The organism is Thermoflexus hugenholtzii (genome assembly GCF_018771565.1).
Lineage (GTDB): Bacteria > Chloroflexota > Anaerolineae > Thermoflexales > Thermoflexaceae > Thermoflexus > Thermoflexus hugenholtzii_A.
The window spans coordinates 3032107-3049320 of the sequence record NZ_CP076326.1 but is presented as its reverse complement, the minus strand read 5'-3'; the positions used below and the strand labels follow the sequence as shown (position 1 = coordinate 3049320).

The window sequence follows — 17214 nt, the reverse complement described above, 5'->3', positions numbered from 1 at the left end:
GAAGCCTCTATCCGATCACCGGGGGGCGCCTGAGAGCGCCCCCCGGCGCTTTACGGCTGAATCTCAATGGGAACCTCGCACTGGGCAGCCTCCCGGGCCGCCTGATCCACCACCACCACGCGCAGCCGGTAAGCCCCCGGCTGGTTAAAGAACGGGCGGGGATCAAACAACCACAAGGGGCCCTGGAGCACCGGTTGCCGCACCACGTCCCCCAGAGTGACCCACTGGTCTCCCGTATACGGCCCGCGGATCTCCACCTTGTAGAACTGAAAGGCCGGATGGATGGCCGTCCCGATCATGGTCACCGGTTGGGAGATCACCTGGCCGGGGGCTGGGATCTCAATCTGCGCGTTCGGATCCGGGCAGCGGGCTCGCGGAACGGTTGGGCTCGGGGTGGGAGAAGGGGACGGTGAGGGGGAAGGAGACGGGACAGGTGTGGGCGTTCGAAGAGGCTCCGTAGGGAGTGGAGGAAGCACAGTCGGGGAAGGAAATGCTGGAACCGGCCGGGTGGGAGAAGGGGTGGGCGTGAAGGTCGGGGAGGGTGCCGCCGGGCCCAGCACAGGGAAGCCCGGTCCCAGCAGCAGCCACAGGCCCAGCCCCACGATGAGCAGCAGGCCCGCCCGGGCCAGCCCGCCCCACAGCTCCATTTGCGCCATCTCCCGCTCCACCCGGAAGAAAGCACGGACGAGCCGGCGATATGCGCGCCAGACCTGCCCCAGGGTGATCAGCACCAACAGGCCGATCCCCCCATACAGCACGGGGGCCAACGATTGAAGCAGCTCGCGAAGGGTTTCCATCAAGCGTGCGGCTTCGAAAGGTCAGACCCTGCTTCGTGGGGGAGGCGGCGCAGCACGCCGCGGATGAGGGTCAGCAGGCGAGGCGCCAGCACCCGACCGGCCTGAAGCACCTCTTCATGGGTGGGCGGCTCGAAGGCCTCCGGGTTCAGGACGTTGGAGATCCCCGAGAGCGCCAGGACGCGCATCCCCCCATGGCAGGCGACGATCACCTCGGGGACGGTGGACATCCCGACCGCGTCGGCGCCGATCATGCGCAGGAAGCGCACCTCCGCAGGCGTCTCGAAGCTGGGCCCGGCCAGCATCACGTAAACCCCCTCATGGACCGGCAGGCCCTCCGCCTCCCCGACCTCCCGCGCCAGGGCCCGCAGCGCCGGATCATAGGCCCGTGAGAGCTCGGGGAAGCGAGGCCCCCAATCGGCCTCGTTGGGCCCCCGCAGGGGGTTCATCCCTGCCATCCCCGGAAGCCCGATGTGATCCCGCACGATCATCACATCCCCGGGCCGGAAAGCCGGGTTCAATCCCCCCGCCGCGTTGGTGAGGATCAGCATCCGGACCCCGAGCAGCTGCATCACCCGGATGGGAAAGGTGATCCGCTGCACCGAGTAGCCCTCATAGAAATGGGCCCGCCCCTGAAGGACCAGGACCGGATGTCCTTCCAGACGGCCGGCGATCACCCGGCCGGGATGCCCCTCCACCGTGGCGGCCGGAAAGCCCGGGATCTCCGCAAACGGCCAGACCATGGCCTCCTCCACCGCTTCCGCCAGCGCCGCCAGGCCGGATCCCAGCACCAGTCCGATGCGCGGCAGGGAAGGTAGCCGCTCGCGGAGCCAGGCGGCGGCCGCCTCGTATTCCGAGCGGGGGATCACCTCGTGGACATGCATTCGGAGCCCCTCATCCCTGGGATTTGAGGAGAGCCTGTCGCTTCGCCTCGAATTCCTCTTCGCTGAGCAGACCGCTGCGCCGCAGGGCCTCCAGATGCATGAGCAGCCGGGCGCGGTCCTCCCCACCCTCCTCGCCCTCCAGCGCGAAGCGCCCCTCGAGGGCGGCTTTCTGATCCAGCATCACCTGTTTGAACCGCAGGGGGTCCGCGATGCAGCGCAGCCGGTTCACCCCGATCTCGCTGGCCGTCAGGATCTCGATGTCCCCGTAGTTCAGCAAGCGCCCCAACAGGGACTGGCGCAGCATGACATCGTTCACCTTCTCCAGGGACGAGTCCATAACGCTCTTGTTCAGGATCCCTTCGACCTGGACCACCCGCCGGGTGGTCACCAGATAAACCTCGTTCCACCAGCGCAGGAGGGTGTGGATCAACAGGATCAGGGGGATGGCAGCCAGCACCAGGCCGGCGATCAGGAGCGGGGGCGTCAGGGTCGGGAAAGCAGCCCCTCCCGCCAGGGCCAGGCCGATCAACACGCCGGTCAGCACCCCGTAGCCCAGAACCGGGCGGAGGAGGACCACCGGATGGGGATGGGTTCGGAAGAGGATCCGCTCGTTCTCCCCAAGCAACCGCTCGATGTATCCCATTCCGCACGCTCCTTTCCCGGGCGGACGGCGGGATTCGCCCACCCGATCGAAGGGGCTCCTGCGAACCTCGCCTCAGCGTTCGTCGGAAAGCTCCCCATGCCCGCCGGAGACTTGGGGGCCCTCGCTTTCCATCGCAGGCTCCCCGGTCCGGCCTCCCCCGCGCCGATGGGGCGGGATGGCTTCCATCAGCGAGAAAACCAGCTCGTAGCGGCCCATCGGCGGCATCACGTAAAGGCCCTGGACGAACTCTGCCAGCTCGGCGACGACCTCCTGCGCGATGCGGAGCCCCTCCCCCCGCGCCCGCCCCTCCCCGGCCCGCCGCAGGCGCTCCCGCACCGCCTCCGGCACCATGATACCGGGGACCTCGTTGTGGAGGAACTCCGCATGGCGAAGGCTGACCAGGGGAAGCACGCCGGCCAGGATCGGAATGGACAGCGGCCCCGCTTCTTCCTCGTAACGCCGCAGGAAAGCTCGTAGGGCCTCCGGCTCATACACCGGCTGGGTCATGATGAAATCCGCCCCCGCCCGCACCTTCCGGCGCAGGGCCTTGATCTCCCGGGCCGGATCCGGGGCGTTGAAGTTCAACGCCACCCCGACGAAGAAGGCGGTGGGGCGGCCGAGGGGCTCCCCGGCGTGATCCTGCCCCGCGTTGAACCGCTCCTTGATCAACCGGACCAGGCCGGAGGGCACGATGTCCATGGCGTCCGAGGCCTCTGGATAATCCCCCTGCGCGGGAGGATCGCCCATCACGATGAAGAGGTTCCGCACCCCCAGCGCGTGAACGGCCAGCAGATCGGACTGGATGCGCAGGAGGTTGCGACCCCGGGTGGGGAAGTGCAGGATGGTCTCCATCCCCACGTGGTTCTGCACCAGGAAGGCCAGCGCCCAGGGGCTCATCCGCAGTCGGGCCATCGGGCTGTCCGCGATGTTCAGCACGTCCACCCCGCCGGCCTTCAGGGAGCGGGCCACCTCCAGCAGGGCGCTGGCATCCGGCCCCCGGGGGGGATCCACCTCCACGCTGATCACCAGCCGCCCCGACCGCAGGCGCCTCGCCAGCTCCGTCGGGGGCTGCTCCGTGGGCGCAGGGGGTGGAGGAGGCATGAGGATCACCGGCCGAGGCTCCGGAGCGGGCTCCGGATGGGCCGACAGGGCGCGGCGAATCGCCGCGATGTGCTCCGGCGTCGTTCCGCAACATCCGCCGATCACCCGCACCCCCAGGGCGAGGAAACGTCCAGCATAGTCCGCGAAATAATCCGGCGTGGCCGGGTAGCGCAAGCGGCCCGCCGCCATCTCCGGCCAGCCGGCGTTGGGCATCACCACCAGATCGGGAGGCGGTCCCCCGGCCTCCCGCACTCGGGCGGCCATCCGGCGGATCACCGGGAGCAGCTTGGCGGGCCCCACGGAGCAGTTCGCCCCGATGAGGGGCACCCCCAGGGCCATCAGGGCGTCCACAACCTCCTCCGGCGTGTGGCCCATCAGCGTATGGCCATCCTGGGCGAAGGTCATCTCCGCCACCAGGGGAAGATGCGGGGCAACCTCCTGGGCGGCCCGCACCGCCTCCACCAGCTCCGGGAGCGAAGAGAAAGTCTCCAGGATCAGGAGATCCACCCCGGCTTCGGCCAGGGCGGCGATCTGCTCCCGGAAAGCCTCGCGGGCTTCCACCGCCTTCACCCGGCCCAGAGGGGCCAGGGGAACCCCAAGGGGCCCTACCGAGCCGGCGATCCACACCGGGCGGCCGGCGTCCGACGCAGCCTGACGGGCCAGCTCCACCCCCGCGCGGTTGAGGCGGGCCACCTGATCCTCCAGACCGTGCTCCGCCAGCCGGTAACGGTTCGCCCCGAAGGTGTTGGTCTCCAGGATCTCCGCCCCGGCCTCCAGATACAGCCGATGGATCTCTCGGACGACCTCAGGGGCTTCCACGTTCAGCGCTTCATAGCAGCGATCAAAGGAGAAGCCCCGGGCGTAGAGCATCGTGCCCATCGCCCCATCGGCCAGCACCGGACCCCGGGCCAGACGCTCCAGCAGCGAAGGTTTGGATGTCACCGCTCCTCTCTCCCGGGAGAAAGGGATCTGGGCTCCTCTCCACCAGCGATTTGACGAACCTGATCTCTCCTCAGTATACTATCCAACCCGGATGGGCGGGCGCTCGTCGGCTTGACCGGGAGAATTCGGACCGGGTATAATTGAGTCCGGGATGCCGACGTAGCTCAACCGGTAGAGCAAGCGCCTTGTAAGCGCGAGGTTGCGGGTTCGAATCCCGCCGTCGGCTTGACCTGGGCGGGTACCCAAGTGGCCAACGGGGCCTGGCTGTAAACCAGGTGGCGGAAGCCTTCGGGGGTTCGAATCCCTCCCCGCCCACTGAAACGGCTCACGCCGGGGCGCCCATGCGCCCCGGCCCATCGCACCGGCCCATCGTTGATCCAGGTTGTCCCGGCAGAAGCAGTTCCGCGAGCCCACGTAGCTCAGGCGGCAGAGCACACCCTTGGTAAGGGTGGGGTCACGGGTTCGAGTCCCGTCGTGGGCTCCTGTTCATCTCTCAGACGCTTGCACTTGATTTTTATTTTTTGTTGGAAAACCGCGGGGGATGCCCGGCTCATGCCCCGGGCATCCGTATGGGTGGTGCAGGCTGCAAAGTTCCGAACCCGACTGAAACCTTCTTCGAGAGGAGGCGAGCGATGTCGAAGGCGGTGTTTGTGCGGGCGAAGCCGCATGTGAATGTGGGGACGATTGGGCATATTGATCATGGGAAGACGACGCTGACGTCGGCGATTACGAAGGTGTTGTCGTTGAAGGGGTTAGCGGAGTTTGTGCCGTTTGAGCGGATTGACAAGGCGCCGGAGGAGCGGTTGCGAGGGATTACGATCAACATTACGCATGTGGAGTATGAGAGTGAGCGGCGGCATTATGCGCACATTGATTGTCCGGGGCATCGGGATTACATCAAGAATATGATTACGGGTGCGGCGCAGATGGATGGGGCGATTTTGGTGGTGGCGGCGCCGGAGGGGCCGATGCCGCAGACGCGGGAGCATGTGCTGCTGGCGCGGCAGGTGAACGTGCCGGCGATGGTGGTGTTTTTGAACAAGGTGGATATGATGGATGATCCGGAGTTGCTGGAGCTGGTGGAGCTGGAGGTGCGGGATTTGCTGAGCCAGTATGGGTATCCGGGGGATGAGGTGCCGGTGATTCGGGGGAGTGCGTTGCGGGCGCTGGAGAGCAAGAGCACGGATCCGGAGGCGGAGGAGTATCGGCCGATTTGGGAGCTGATCCGGGCGCTGGACGAGTATATTCCGGAGCCGGTGCGGGAGGTGGACAAGCCGTTTTTGATGCCGATTGAGGATGTGTTTAGCATTAAGGGGCGTGGGACGGTGGTGACGGGGCGGATTGAGCGGGGTCGGATACGGCCGGGGGAGGAGGTGGAGATAGTGGGGCTGCGGGAGGAGGTGAAGCGGACGGTGGTGACGAGCATTGAGATGTTTCACAAGTCGCTGGAGGAGGGGATTGCGGGGGACAATGTGGGGTGCTTGTTGCGGGGTGTGGCGAAGGAGGAGGTGGAGCGGGGGATGGTGCTGGCAGCGCCGGGGACGATCAAGCCGCATCGGGAGTTTGAGGCGGAGGTGTATGTGTTGAAGAAGGAGGAGGGGGGGCGGCACAAGGCGTTTTTCAGCGGGTATAAGCCGCAGTTTTACTTTCGGACGGCGGATGTGACGGGGGAGATTCAGTTGCCCGCGGGGGTGGAGATGGTGATGCCGGGGGACAATGTGAACCTGCGGGTGCGGTTGATTGCGCCGGTGGCCATTGAGGAAGGGCTGCGCTTCGCCATCCGGGAAGGCGGCCTCACCGTCGGCGCCGGCGTGGTCACCAAAATCCTCGACTAACCCCCGGGCTTACGGCGGCTGGACATCCCGGCCCCGTTCCGGTTAAAATATAGGAGGTGAGGCGCTGGGGCGGTTGCCCTCCGGGCTCGCCCCAGCGCAAATCCCCGGAATCTATCGAGACCGTCGAGGGCGCAATGGCGAAAGAGGTGCGGGTGGTGATCACCCTGGCGTGCACGGAATGCAAGGAACGGAATTACACGACCCAGAAAAACCGGAACAACGACCCGAACCGCCTGGAGCTGCGCAAGTATTGTCCCCGATGCCGCAAGCATACGCTGCATCGGGAGACACGCTGAGATCTTCTTCGCTTCTTGCTCGCAGGCCGGTAGCTCAACAGGCAGAGCAGCGGACTCCAAATCCGCAGGTTCCAGGTTCGAGTCCTGGCCGGCCTGCCTGAAGTTCCCCCGTGGGACACCGCTTGGCGGTGTCCCAATTTGTGTAAGGGGGATGTGGCCTCGGCCCCTATCAAGGGGAGGGGTGGCTTCGAAGTCCCGGCGGTCTTGCCGGGAGATCTCTTGCAGGGAGCGCATCCGGTGGCGAAGGTAGCGGAGACCCGGCGGTGGCTGCGGGGCGACTGGGCCCCGCTGCGCTATCTACGGGAGGTCCAGGGGGAGCTGAAGAAGGTCCGCTGGCCGGACCGGCAGGAGCTTTACCGGTTGACGGGGGTGGTCCTGGCGGTCACCATCGGCATGTCGATTCTCCTGGGGCTGGTCGACTATTTCTTCTTCTGGCTGTTCGGCGGGATCTTCACCACGCCCCAGGATCCCCTGCGGCTCGGGATCGCCGTAGTGGGCAGCTTGATCGGGCTGGGAGCCCTCGCCTTCGCCCTCAGCCGCGAGTGAGGCGAGGCGGGTGAGGACGGAGCGCTCCGGCCTCCTCTGTTATGCGCAATGGAAAGGAGATCTATGGAGGAAGAGCGGTCGGTGCCACAGGAGCCGGTGGAGGTCGATACGGAGTCGCTGGAGGAGCTGCTGCGCGAACTGGAACTGGAAGAACCGGCCTCCGCTCCTCCCGAGAAAGGAGAGGAGCCCGTCATGGAACCCCTTCAGGCTCCCGGCGAAGGCGCGGTAGAAGCCTCCGCCGAACCCGCCTGGTATGTGGTGCATTGTTACTCCGGCTCCGAGCACAAGGTGAAGCATAATCTGGAGCAGCGCATCGCCTCCCTGGGCATGCAGCACAAAATCTTCAACATCGTGGTGCCCGAGGAGGAGGAGATCGAGATCAAAGAAGGCAAGAAACGTCCGGTCCGCCGGCGGATCTATCCCGGCTACATCCTGGTGGAGATGATTATGGACGAGGATTCATGGGCGGTGGTGCGGAACACGCCGGGGGTGACGGGCTTTGTGGGGATGGGCAACCAGCCCACCCCACTGCGCCCGGAGGAGGTCCAGGCGATCTTCAAGCGCATGGAGAGCAAATCCCCTCGCATCCGGGTCACCTTCAAGCCTGGCCAGAAGGTCCGCATCACCGAAGGCCCCTTCGCGGATTTCGTGGGCATCGTGGACGAGATCGACCCGGACAAAGCGAAGGTGCGGGTTCTGGTCTCCTTCTTCGGCCGGGAAACCCCGGTGGAGCTGGATTTCACCCAGGTGGAGAAGATCTAAGACCTGCGGTCGGGGGCTCTAACTCCGAGGCGGATCTCCTCCAGGGCGGATGGAGGGAGGGATGGCGGTTCAGACGCTACGGCGGTTGTTCACCGTGGATGAGTATCATTCGGATGGCCCAGGCGGGGATCCTCTCTGAGGACGATCGGATTGAGCTGATCGAAGGAGAGATCGTGTGGATGAGCCCGATCGGAAGTCGCCATGCGAGGTGCGTCCGGCTTCTGAATCGGATCTTCTCGAAGGGGGTGGGCGACCGGGCGATCGCCGACGTTCAAAACCTCATCCACCTGGGGGAGCGTTCGGAGCCGCAACCGGACGTGGCGTTGCTGAAGCCCCGTCCGGATTTCTACGCGGGCCTCCATCCGGGCCCTGATGACGTGCTGTTGCTTGTGGAAGTGATGGAGCACTCCGCGGCTTACGATCGGGAGGTAAAAGTCCCGCTTTACGCCCGATTCGGGATCCCGGAGGTCTGGCTGGTGGACCTGGAGGAGGAGGTGGTGGAGGTGTATCAGGCGCCTTCTCCCCAGGGATATCAGAGGGCGGCGCGGTTCGGGCGGGGGGATCGGCTGGCGCCCCAGGCGTTTCCGGATCTCGTCCTGATGGTGGATGAGATCCTTTGATCCGAGAGCGAGACGCCGGATTCCTCTTTCGAAAACCTTGTTCTCAGGAGTTCGTCGATGGCCAAGAAGGTTAAGGCGATCATCAAACTTCAAATCGAGGCGGGCAAGGCCAACCCGGCCCCTCCGATTGGGCCGACCCTAGCCCCGCATGGGGTCAACGTGATGGCCTTCTGCAAGGAATACAACGCTCGCACCGCCCATATGGCGGGGCAGATCGTGCCGGTGGAGGTCACGATCTACACCGACGGCTCCTTCACCATGGAGCTCAAGACGCCTCCGGTGTCGGATCTCCTGCGTCGGGCGGCGGGCGTGGAGAAAGGGTCCTCGGAGCCGAACCGGCAGATCGTGGGCAAGATCACCCGTCAGCAGCTTCGGGAGATCGCCGAGCTGAAGATGAAGGACCTGAACACCGACGACATCGAGGCCGCTATGCGCATGATCGCCGGCACCGCCCGCAGCATGGGGATCCAGATCGTGGATTAAGCCGGCGCGCCGATACGCCCACCCATGTGGGAGGACCGAACAGGTCCGCTACAACCACAGGAGGTTCTCAACGATGGGGGAGCGAGGCAAGAAATATCTGGAAGCGCTGAAGAAGGTGGATCGCGAGCGTCTCTACTCTCCCCGAGAGGCGCTCGCCCTGGTGAAGGAAACCAGCTACACCCGCTTCGACGGCACCGTGGAGGTCCACATGCGCCTGGGGGTGGATCCCCGCCACGCCGACCAGCAGGTCCGCGGGGTGGTGGTTCTCCCCCACGGGCTGGGCAAGCGGGTGCGGGTGCTGGTGTTCGCGGCCGGGGAGGCGGCGCGGATCGCCCAGGAGGCCGGGGCGGATTACGTGATCAGCGACGACGAAGGCATCAAGCGGATCCAGGAAGGGTGGACGGATTTCGACGTCGCCATCGCCACGCCCGACATGATGCCCAAGGTGGGGCGCCTGGGGCGCATCCTGGGCCCGCGGGGCCTGATGCCCAACCCGCGGGCGGGCACCGTGGTCAACCCGGAGGACCTGCCCCGGGCGATCCGGGAGGCCAAGGCCGGCCGGGTGGAGTTCCGGGTGGATAAGACCGCCAACCTCCACGTGCCCATCGGCAAGGTCAGTTTCTCGGTGGATCAGCTGCTGGAGAACTTCGCGGCCCTGATGGACGCGGTGAAGAAGGCGCGTCCTTCCGGGCTGAAGGGGCCCTATATCCGGAAGGTGGTGGTGAGCGCGACCATGGGGCCGGGCATCAAGGTGGACCCCGCAGCGGCTCAGGCCCTGGAGGTCTCGGCTTAACGCATCGCCTGTTAAAAGATCCCTGCCGTTGAAGCTCGGTGCGCACGCTCAATGGGGGAACCCCGCCGGCGGAGGCAGGGCGTGAAGGATCCTCTCCGTCAAGGCCTGTGCGGCCTGGGGAGGGTTTCTGCGCGCGCCCTCATCTGCGCCGGCGGGGGCGCGCGATGTTTTTTCGGCAGTCCCCTCGCTGCCCCTCCGGGAAAGGCAGCGGGGATGAAAACCTCGCACAGGAGGTGACGCTTGCCGTTCACGCGAGCAGAGAAGGATCAGATGATCGCTCGGTATCGAGAGCTGCTCGCCCGCAGCCAGGCGGTGATCCTGGCGGACTATCAGGGGCTGGATGCGATGAGCATGTATCGCCTCCGGCAGAAGATCCGCAAATCCGGCGGGGTTTTCCACGTCACCAAGAACACGCTGCTGCGGATCGCCCTGCAACAGGCCGGGTGGACGGTGCCGGAGGACCTGCTGCAGGGTCCCACCGCCGCCGCCTTCTGCCTGGAGGACCCACCCGTCGTGGCCAAGGCGCTCCTGGAGTTCGCCGAGGAGAGCAAGATCCTGAAGGTCAAGGGCGGGCTGCTCGACGGGCGCCGGCTGCGCCCGGAGGACGTGAAGGCGCTCTCCGAGCTGCCGCCGCGCCCGGTGGTGCTGGGCCAGGTGCTGGGAGCCATCCAGGCCCCGGCGGCCCAGCTGGCCGGCGTGCTCACCGCGGTCCTGCAGCAGGTGGTGGGCGTGCTGCAGGCGCGGGCTGATCAATTGAAAGAAGCTTCCCAAACCCCTTAATCTTTTCGGAGGTGATCTTCCCATGGCGGATCTTCAGAAGCTGGTTGAGGAGCTGAGCAGCCTGACGTTGCTGGAGGCGGTGGAGCTGGTGAAGCTGCTGGAGGAGCGCTGGGGAGTGAAGGCCGCGGCGCCCGTCGCGGTGGCCGCTGCCGTCCCCGCGGCCGCTCCGGGTGCTCCCGCGGCGGCCCCAGCCGTGGAGGAGAAGACCGAGTTCGATGTGATCCTCAAGGAGGTCGGGCCGAAGAAGATCGAGGTGATCAAGGTGGTGCGCCAGCTGACCAACCTGGGCCTCAAGGAGGCCAAGGATCTGGTCGAGGCGGCCCCCAGGCCGGTCCTGGAGGGCGTCAGCAAAGAGGTGGCCCAGGACGCCAAGGCCAAGCTGGAGGCGGTGGGCGCGGTGGTGGAGATCAAGTAAGTTTGCCGCCGAGACAGGCGTCCGGCGGGGGCGATCCCCCCCGCTGGCCCCCGCCGGACGCCGTCCCAGAGGGCCTACAATGCGGAGCGGCCCCGGGCCTGCAGGAACAGGGCGTAAAGCGATCGCAACGCCTGCCCCGGCCGGTCCTCGTAATCCGCGGGGACGGGCAAAGGGGAGGGAGGGGCGGCCAGCGGGCGTCGGCGCGCGGCGAAACGGGCGATGACGTCCGCTGCTGGCTTGCGGGATCCGTCGGGCCGCAGCAGCCCGAAATGCCGCTCGTGGATCAGGCGATCGCACGGGGGCCGTGTCCACAGATCCGGATGATAGTCCGTGAAACACCAGATGAAGGCCCCCAGGGCGCCTTCCTGAACCAGCGCCTCCAGCGCCCGTTCATAGAAATCCGCCGTCTCGTTCTCGGAGATCAGCGTCACCTCGAACGCGCGATCCTCCAGCTGGATTGGGATCCGTTGGGTGGGCTGCCCGGGCGGCGCGGTGGGCAATCCGAACTCCTCCAGCAGCACCGGTTTCCCCCCCAGATCGGCGGTGAGCCGAGCCAGGAAGGGGAGAACCTGCTCATCCAGCGGATGGCGAGCCCAGGCCGCATAGACCGGGTAGCCGTGCATGCAGAGGAAATCCAGCATGGGAGCGAGGGTCCGCACCCGGAACCCCAGGTCCTCCTCCAGCACCGGGCTGTGGAAGCCGATGGTGATGGGATGGGCGGGATCGATGGCGCGCAGAGCCCGGGTGAGGGTGTCCAGCCACCGGGCAGCGGCCTCAGGGGTTCGAGGCCGCAGGACCAGGTCCGGTTCGTTCCCCAGATCCCATGCGAGCAGCGCCGGATGATCCCCCACCGCCTCAGCGGCAGCCTCCAGCATCCGGACCTGCGCCGCGAGGGCGAAGGGGTCCTCGTAGAGGTCCCGGATGCGGCTTTTCACGACGCGCCCGCCGGCGATCAAGCGGAAACGGGGGTCGCTTTCCCGCTCGCCGTCGAGCAGCCACGGCGGCAGCCAGTTCACGCCGCTCATGTGCCCGGTGAAGAGGGTGACGATCACCCGCAGTCCGTTCACCGCGGCCAGGTCCAGCACCTGGCGGAGGCGCTCCAGCATGCGGGGATCGACCCTCTCGGGGATGGGCATGAAGTCTTCCCAGAGCAGGAAGATGCGAACCCCTTCCAGGTTCAGGGCGGCGATCTCCGCCATGTCCGCCCGGACCTCTTCGGGGTCGAATTCCTTCCACCAGAACATCGCCTTGGTGCGCGGCCAGTAGTTCACGCCGATGAGGAAGTGATCTACCCATCCGCTCACCGCCGTCCCTCCTTGTCTGGTGGTCTGGGATTCGCGGCGCTGCTGCGCATGGATGGGGCCGCTCAGCGGCCGCGACAGAACCGCTCGACCTCCTCCGCGGTGACCGTGGCCACGCCGATCACCGCGTCCGCTCCACCGTAGTAAACATAATAGAGGCCATTGATCTCCACTGCCCCGCAGGTGAAGACCACCTGAGGGACCTGCCCCTCCTGCTCCCACGTGGTCTCCGGGGAGAGGATGGGAGCCTCCTGTCGCCGGATCACCCGAGCCGGGTTCTCCAGATCCAGGAGGGCCACCCCCAGTCGATAGACCCGCTGCTCATCCACACCGTGGTAAAAAAGCAGCCAGCCCCATGGCGTCCGGATGGGTTGGGCACCTGCTCCGATTTTCCATGACTCCCACGTGCCCGGGCGTGGCCGCATGATCACCTGATGGTCCGTCCAATGGATCAGATCCTCGGAGTAGGCCAACCAGATATCAGGAGGCCTACGGTGCAGCATCGCATATCGACCGTTGATCTTCTCCGGGAAGAGGGCCGCATCTTTGTTGTCTTCGTCCGGGAGCAGGATGCCGTGGCGGATCCAGGTGATGAAGTTGGTGGTGGATGCCATGGAAACCCGCACGCCGTGCTCAGAGTAGGCGGTGTAGAGGACGTAGAATCTTTCCCCGATTCGGGTGATGCGAGGATCTTCCACCCCACGGCTTTCCCAAGGTGTGGCAGGGACCAGGACCGGTTGGTCCAGACGATAGAAGTTCAGCCCGTCGGCGCTAACGGCATAGCCCAGGCGGGAGATCCCATCCTCTCCCATAGCCCGGTAGAGCATATGGACCAGACCGTTGTGGTAGACCACGCCGGCGTTAAAGACGTAGCGGGACTCCCAAGGATGATAGGCCACAGGTTTCAGGATGGGCTCAGGATGGCGGGTGAGACGCAGCATCGGTGTCCTCCTCAGACGGAGATGGGATACGGCGGACGACCTCCCGCCGGATGGACCAGATCAGGAGCGCCAAGAACCCCCCGCTGATCCCCAGGGCCAGGACGTCCACCACAAAGGCAGGGGATCCGGGCGGAAGGAAGGGGAGGGCCATCAGGGCGAGCAGGAACAGGGTCAGGCCCATTGTGAAGGCGAGGCGGCTGATAGCGGGTGCCATGGTGGGATCTCCGCCGCGAAATGGCAGGCCACGCGATGATCCACGGGGCCTTCGAGAGCCGGAGGGATCTCCCGGCAGATGGGACGCGCGTAAGGGCAGCGTGGGTGAAACCGACATCCGGAAGGCGGGCGCCGGGGATCCGGCGGATCAATCTCCTGGAGCGTCATCGGACGCATCGAACGAGCGCTCCGCGGATCCGGGATGGGCACCGCCGAAAGGAGGGCTTGCAGGTAAGGATGCCGCGGGTTCCCCAGGATCTCCCGAAAGGTGCCGTGTTCCACGATCTTCCCCAAATACATCACCGCCAGCTGTCCGTCCTCAGCCAGGTAACGGGCGGTTGCCAAATCGTGGGTGATGTAAAGGATGGCGATGCCCAGGCGGCGGTTGAGCTCGCGCAGCAGCTGAAGGATAGAAAGGCGTAGCGAGACGTCGACCATCGAAACCGGCTCGTCGGCCACGATGAGGCGGGGTTGCACGGTGAGGGCGCGGGCGAGGAGAACCCGCTGGCGCTGGCCTCCGCTCAGCTGATGCGGATACTTGTCCAGGAAGAGCTCCGGCGGCGTCAGCCCGACCTGGGTGAGCAGCGCTGCGACCTGCTCCCGAGCATCCCGCTCGGTCCGGGCGAGACGATGATGGAGCAGAGGGGCTTTCAGGGAGTGGTAAATGGTGCGGACCGGGTTCAAGGCGGCGAAGGCGTCCTGATGCACCAACTGGACAGCTCGCCGGTATTCCAGGAACGTGCGGCGGTCCATGGCCCGCAGATCTTGCCCTCGAAAGAGGACGCGGCCCCGGGTGGGCCGGTAGAGGCCGGCGACCAGCTTGCCCAAGGTGGTCTTCCCGCTCCCGGTCTCCCCCACCAGGGCCAGGATCCCACCCTCCGGGATGTTCAGGGATACACCCGCTACGGCTTCGACCCGCTCCCGAGAAGGCCAGCCTCGCGCGAAGACCAAGGAGACATCCTCCAGGGTGATCAGGCTGTTCTTCATTGCAGAGCCTCCAGGAGCGGCGCGCCCTGGTGGATGCGTTGCCAGTGATGACAGGCCACGCGACGGCCGCCCGCCTCCTCCAAGATCGGCTCCACCCGACGGCACAGCTCGTCGGCATAGGGACAGCGCGGATGGAAGCGACAACCCGAGGGCGGATGTCGCATGTCCGGAGGGGAGCCCGGGATCGGGCGCTTCGCGGCCAGGTCCCCGCGCAGGGTGGGGACTGCCTGGAGGAGGCCCTGGGTGTAGGGATGATAGGGCGCCTCGAATAGGTCTTCGGTGGGGGCCTCCTCCACAATCCGGCCCGCATACATGATCAGAACTCGACGGGCTGTTTTCGCGACCACAGCCAGGTCGTGGGTGAGCAGGAGCATCGTCAGCCCCAGCTGTTCCTGGATCTCCTTTAAGAGCTCAAGGATATGCGCTTGGGTGATCACGTCCAGGGCCGTGGTCGGTTCATCCAGGATCAGCAGGCGGGGGGTCAGCAACAAGCTCATGGCGATCAACACCCGCTGGCGCATCCCGCCGCTGAGCTCATGGGGATAGGCCCGGAGCACCCGGGAGGGCTCCAGGCGGACCATGCGCAGGCACCGGGCGGCCCGATCCAGGATCTCGTCGCGCGGCATGGCCTGATGCGTTCGCACGGTTTCCACCATCTGCTCGGCGATGCGCATGACCGGATTGAGGGCGTTCTGGGCTCCCTGGAAGACCATCGCGATATCCCGCCAGCGGCGCTCCCGCATTCGCCCGGGGCTCAGCTGGAGAAGGTCCACCGGCGTTTCCTCTCGATCATCCCACCACAACAGGCGGCCGCCGGAGATGAAGCCGGGGGGCGGGACCAGACGGATCAGGGCGAGGGCGGTGGTGCTCTTGCCGCTCCCGCTCTCCCCAACCAGGGCCACAAACTCGCCGTGCCCCAGGTCGAAGGACACCCGGTCGACGGCGACCAGACGGCCGTGCCGCCCCAGATCGAATGTGACCTCCAGATCCCGGGCCTGCAACAGAGGTTTCATGCCGGAGCTCGGAGACGGGGGTTCAGGATCTCATCCAGCCCGTGGGCGAAGAAGATTGCCCCCAGCTGGAAGAGGACGATCACCGCCATTGGCGCGATCACGTAGTGAAGTGCGTTGGGGATATAGATGGCACCGGTCTGGAAAACGGCCAGGTTCAGCATCGTGCCCCAGTTGGTGGGCGAGAAGGGAGCCAGCCCCAGGAAGATCAACCCTACGCTCGCCGTGATGGCGTCCCGCATGATCCGAATGAAGTGGATGACCACAAATGGGGTCAGGTTCGGAAAGAGCTCGCGGAACAGGATATGAAAAGTGCTCAGCCCCAGGACCCGGGCGGCCTCGATGAAATCGCGCTCCTTCAGCGAGAGGATCTGTGAGCGAACGGCGCGAGCCAGCGGGCCCCACATCCACAGGCTGATCAGGGCGGCGAACCCAATGGGGTCGCGGACCTGGAACACCGAGCCGATGAGAAGGTAAACCGGCACGGCCGGCACGGTGAGCTGAACGTTGGTCAGCAACATCAGAACAGCGTCCACCGCGCCGCCGGAGTAACCCGCGAGGGTTCCGACGCCGACGGCCACGGCCGTGGTGAACAGGGCGGTGAGGAAGGCGATGGCCAGGACATCCCGCGAGCCGTGGATGATCTGGGCCAGCACGTCCCGCCCGGCATAATCGGTGCCCAGAGGATGCGCGAGGGAAGGTGGTCGGAACCGTTCCGCGTATTTCATGGTGGGGTCGAGGGGAACGAGCGCCGGTCCGACGAGGGCCATCAAGAGGTAACCGGTCAGGATCAGGCCCCCCACAACAGCCCGTCGATTCTCTCGCAGCGCCTGGAGAAGATCACCCAGGAACGCGGCCGTGCCCATTTAATCCTCCATCCGGATCCGGGGATCCAGCAGGGGATAGATCAGATCGGTGATCAGGTTGGCCATCACGATGGCCACCGTGGTGAGGATGAGCAACCCTCGCATCATCCCGTAGTCCCGATGATCGAGGGCGAACTTGAAGAACCAGCCGATCCCAGGGTAATGGAAGACGGTCTCGATCAGGACGGAGCCTCCGAACATCCCCCCGAAGGCCAGGGCCAGCCCGGTGACCATGGGCAGGATGGCGTTGCGCCCGACATAGTGGGTGAGGATGCGGCTTTCCCGCAAGCCCCGGGCCCGGGCAAAGGCGATGAAGTCCTCACCCAGGACGGAGACCGCGCTCCCCTTCATCGCCAGCGCCCAGGCCCCGATGTTCTCCAGGGTATAGGCGGTGATGGGCAGGGCGGCGTGGTGAAGCACGCTGAGCAGGAAGGGCAGGTTGAACCCTGGGGTCAGGCTGCTGTCATAAGCCCCTTTGGAGGGAAACCATTTCAGCTGGAGGGCGAGGAAGATCAGCAGAAGGAGGGCGGTCAGGTAATCCGGCGTGGCGTCGGTGAGGGAGGCGTAGCCAGTGATCAGAGGATCCAGCCACGTGCGCCGGCGGACCGCGATCACTAGCCCGAGCAGGACGCCGATGGTAAAGCTCAGCAAAAGCGCTGTGGAGAGGACAAAGACCGTCCACGGCAGCGCCTGGAAGAGGATCTGATTCACGGAGATGCGATAAAAGTAGGAGAAGCCCAGGTTCCCCTGCAGCAGCTCCCCCATCCACTCGAGGTAGCGCTGGAGGAGGGGACGGGTGGGATCGTAGCCGACCATGCTGCGCACCTGGGCGTAAGCCACCTCGATGGAGACCCCCCGGGCTTGGGCGATCTCTTGAGCCATCAAATAGAAGATATCACCGGGCGCCTGTTCCACCACCACAAAGGTGAGGGTGGCCACCAGCCAGATCGTGAACAAGGCCAGCAACACCCGCCGTAGCCAGCGCATTCGGCGTGGACCTCC

General features: G+C 65.8%; 20 protein-coding genes and 4 tRNA genes. 13 read left to right on the top strand and 11 right to left on the bottom strand.

Annotation, left to right across the window (positions count from 1 at the left end; all coding sequences use genetic code 11):
* Nucleotides 1-50: 50 nt before the first annotated feature.
* The 4 genes from KNN16_RS13850 to KNN16_RS13835 all read right to left on the bottom strand — a co-directional run bounded on the left by KNN16_RS13850 (nt 51) and on the right by KNN16_RS13835 (nt 4364).
* Nucleotides 51-797 (bottom strand): hypothetical protein, encoded by a 747-nt coding sequence (locus KNN16_RS13850; RefSeq protein WP_303897673.1) that lies wholly within the window; start codon nt 795-797, stop codon nt 51-53.
* Complete coding sequence (locus KNN16_RS13845) at nt 797-1678, bottom strand: purine-nucleoside phosphorylase (RefSeq protein WP_303897672.1); 882 nt, start codon at nt 1676-1678, stop codon at nt 797-799. Before KNN16_RS13845 ends, KNN16_RS13850 begins: the two co-directional genes overlap by 1 nt.
* Nucleotides 1679-1688: 10 nt before the next feature.
* The gene (locus tag KNN16_RS13840; RefSeq protein ID WP_303897670.1) at nt 1689-2321 is read right to left on the bottom strand and encodes a PH domain-containing protein; all 633 of its coding nucleotides are present in this window, start codon (nt 2319-2321) and stop codon (nt 1689-1691) included.
* Nucleotides 2322-2393: 72 nt separating this feature from the next.
* Nucleotides 2394-4364, bottom strand: a complete 1971-nt coding sequence (locus tag KNN16_RS13835; protein WP_303897668.1) for a bifunctional homocysteine S-methyltransferase/methylenetetrahydrofolate reductase — start codon at nt 4362-4364, stop codon at nt 2394-2396.
* A 153-nt stretch (nt 4365-4517) separates the two neighbouring features.
* On the opposite strand from KNN16_RS13835, the gene KNN16_RS13830 reads away from it, so the two are divergent.
* From KNN16_RS13830 to rplL, 13 genes are all read left to right on the top strand, one after another.
* Nucleotides 4518-4590 (top strand) — tRNA-Thr (locus tag KNN16_RS13830).
* A gap of 6 nt (nt 4591-4596) precedes the next feature.
* Nucleotides 4597-4679 (top strand) — tRNA-Tyr (locus KNN16_RS13825).
* A 93-nt stretch (nt 4680-4772) separates the two neighbouring features.
* Nucleotides 4773-4845, top strand: a tRNA-Thr gene (locus KNN16_RS13820).
* 151 nt (nt 4846-4996) lie between these two features.
* The gene (tuf, locus tag KNN16_RS13815) at nt 4997-6199 is read left to right on the top strand and encodes an elongation factor Tu (protein WP_303897667.1); all 1203 of its coding nucleotides are present in this window, start codon (nt 4997-4999) and stop codon (nt 6197-6199) included.
* A 134-nt stretch (nt 6200-6333) separates the two neighbouring features.
* On the top strand, nt 6334-6495 hold the full coding sequence (gene rpmG, locus KNN16_RS13810; protein WP_200808192.1) for a 50S ribosomal protein L33: 162 nt from the start codon (nt 6334-6336) through the stop codon (nt 6493-6495).
* Nucleotides 6496-6518: 23 nt separating this feature from the next.
* Nucleotides 6519-6591, top strand: a tRNA-Trp gene (locus tag KNN16_RS13805).
* A gap of 141 nt (nt 6592-6732) precedes the next feature.
* Entirely contained in the window at nt 6733-7041 is a 309-nt protein-coding gene (gene secE / locus KNN16_RS13800; RefSeq protein ID WP_299284685.1) for a preprotein translocase subunit SecE, read from the top strand.
* 63 nt (nt 7042-7104) lie between these two features.
* Entirely contained in the window at nt 7105-7803 is a 699-nt protein-coding gene (gene nusG / locus KNN16_RS13795; protein ID WP_303897664.1) for a transcription termination/antitermination protein NusG, read from the top strand.
* A gap of 98 nt (nt 7804-7901) precedes the next feature.
* The gene (locus KNN16_RS13790) at nt 7902-8423 is read left to right on the top strand and encodes a Uma2 family endonuclease (RefSeq protein WP_303897662.1); all 522 of its coding nucleotides are present in this window, start codon (nt 7902-7904) and stop codon (nt 8421-8423) included.
* A gap of 57 nt (nt 8424-8480) precedes the next feature.
* Entirely contained in the window at nt 8481-8906 is a 426-nt protein-coding gene (gene rplK, locus KNN16_RS13785; RefSeq protein ID WP_299284693.1) for a 50S ribosomal protein L11, read from the top strand.
* A 73-nt stretch (nt 8907-8979) separates the two neighbouring features.
* A complete protein-coding gene (gene rplA / locus KNN16_RS13780) occupies nt 8980-9699 on the top strand; it encodes a 50S ribosomal protein L1 (protein ID WP_303897661.1) in 720 nt (239 codons plus the stop codon).
* Between the two features lie 240 nt (nt 9700-9939).
* Complete coding sequence (rplJ, locus tag KNN16_RS13775; protein ID WP_088571964.1) at nt 9940-10479, top strand: 50S ribosomal protein L10; 540 nt, start codon at nt 9940-9942, stop codon at nt 10477-10479.
* A gap of 22 nt (nt 10480-10501) precedes the next feature.
* The gene (gene rplL / locus KNN16_RS13770) at nt 10502-10894 is read left to right on the top strand and encodes a 50S ribosomal protein L7/L12 (protein WP_273091720.1); all 393 of its coding nucleotides are present in this window, start codon (nt 10502-10504) and stop codon (nt 10892-10894) included.
* Between the two features lie 74 nt (nt 10895-10968).
* Here the strand turns inward: rplL and KNN16_RS13765 are convergent, their stop codons facing one another.
* From KNN16_RS13765 to KNN16_RS13735, 7 genes are all read right to left on the bottom strand, one after another.
* On the bottom strand, nt 10969-12198 hold the full coding sequence (locus KNN16_RS13765; protein ID WP_303897660.1) for a cellulase family glycosylhydrolase: 1230 nt from the start codon (nt 12196-12198) through the stop codon (nt 10969-10971).
* Between the two features lie 62 nt (nt 12199-12260).
* Nucleotides 12261-13136: a hypothetical protein gene (locus tag KNN16_RS13760; RefSeq protein WP_303897659.1), complete on the bottom strand. Its 876-nt coding sequence runs from the start codon at nt 13134-13136 to the stop codon at nt 12261-12263.
* A complete protein-coding gene (locus KNN16_RS13755; RefSeq protein ID WP_303897658.1) occupies nt 13111-13350 on the bottom strand; it encodes a hypothetical protein in 240 nt (79 codons plus the stop codon). The genes KNN16_RS13760 and KNN16_RS13755 overlap by 26 nt, the downstream gene beginning before the upstream one ends.
* A complete protein-coding gene (locus KNN16_RS13750; RefSeq protein WP_303897657.1) occupies nt 13308-14336 on the bottom strand; it encodes an ABC transporter ATP-binding protein in 1029 nt (342 codons plus the stop codon). Before KNN16_RS13750 ends, KNN16_RS13755 begins: the two co-directional genes overlap by 43 nt.
* Entirely contained in the window at nt 14333-15349 is a 1017-nt protein-coding gene (locus tag KNN16_RS13745; protein WP_303897655.1) for an ABC transporter ATP-binding protein, read from the bottom strand. The genes KNN16_RS13750 and KNN16_RS13745 overlap by 4 nt, the downstream gene beginning before the upstream one ends.
* Nucleotides 15346-16212 (bottom strand): ABC transporter permease, encoded by an 867-nt coding sequence (locus tag KNN16_RS13740; protein WP_303897653.1) that lies wholly within the window; start codon nt 16210-16212, stop codon nt 15346-15348. The genes KNN16_RS13745 and KNN16_RS13740 overlap by 4 nt, the downstream gene beginning before the upstream one ends.
* Nucleotides 16213-17199, bottom strand: a complete 987-nt coding sequence (locus KNN16_RS13735; RefSeq protein ID WP_303897651.1) for an ABC transporter permease — start codon at nt 17197-17199, stop codon at nt 16213-16215.
* Nucleotides 17200-17214 lie beyond the last annotated feature (15 nt).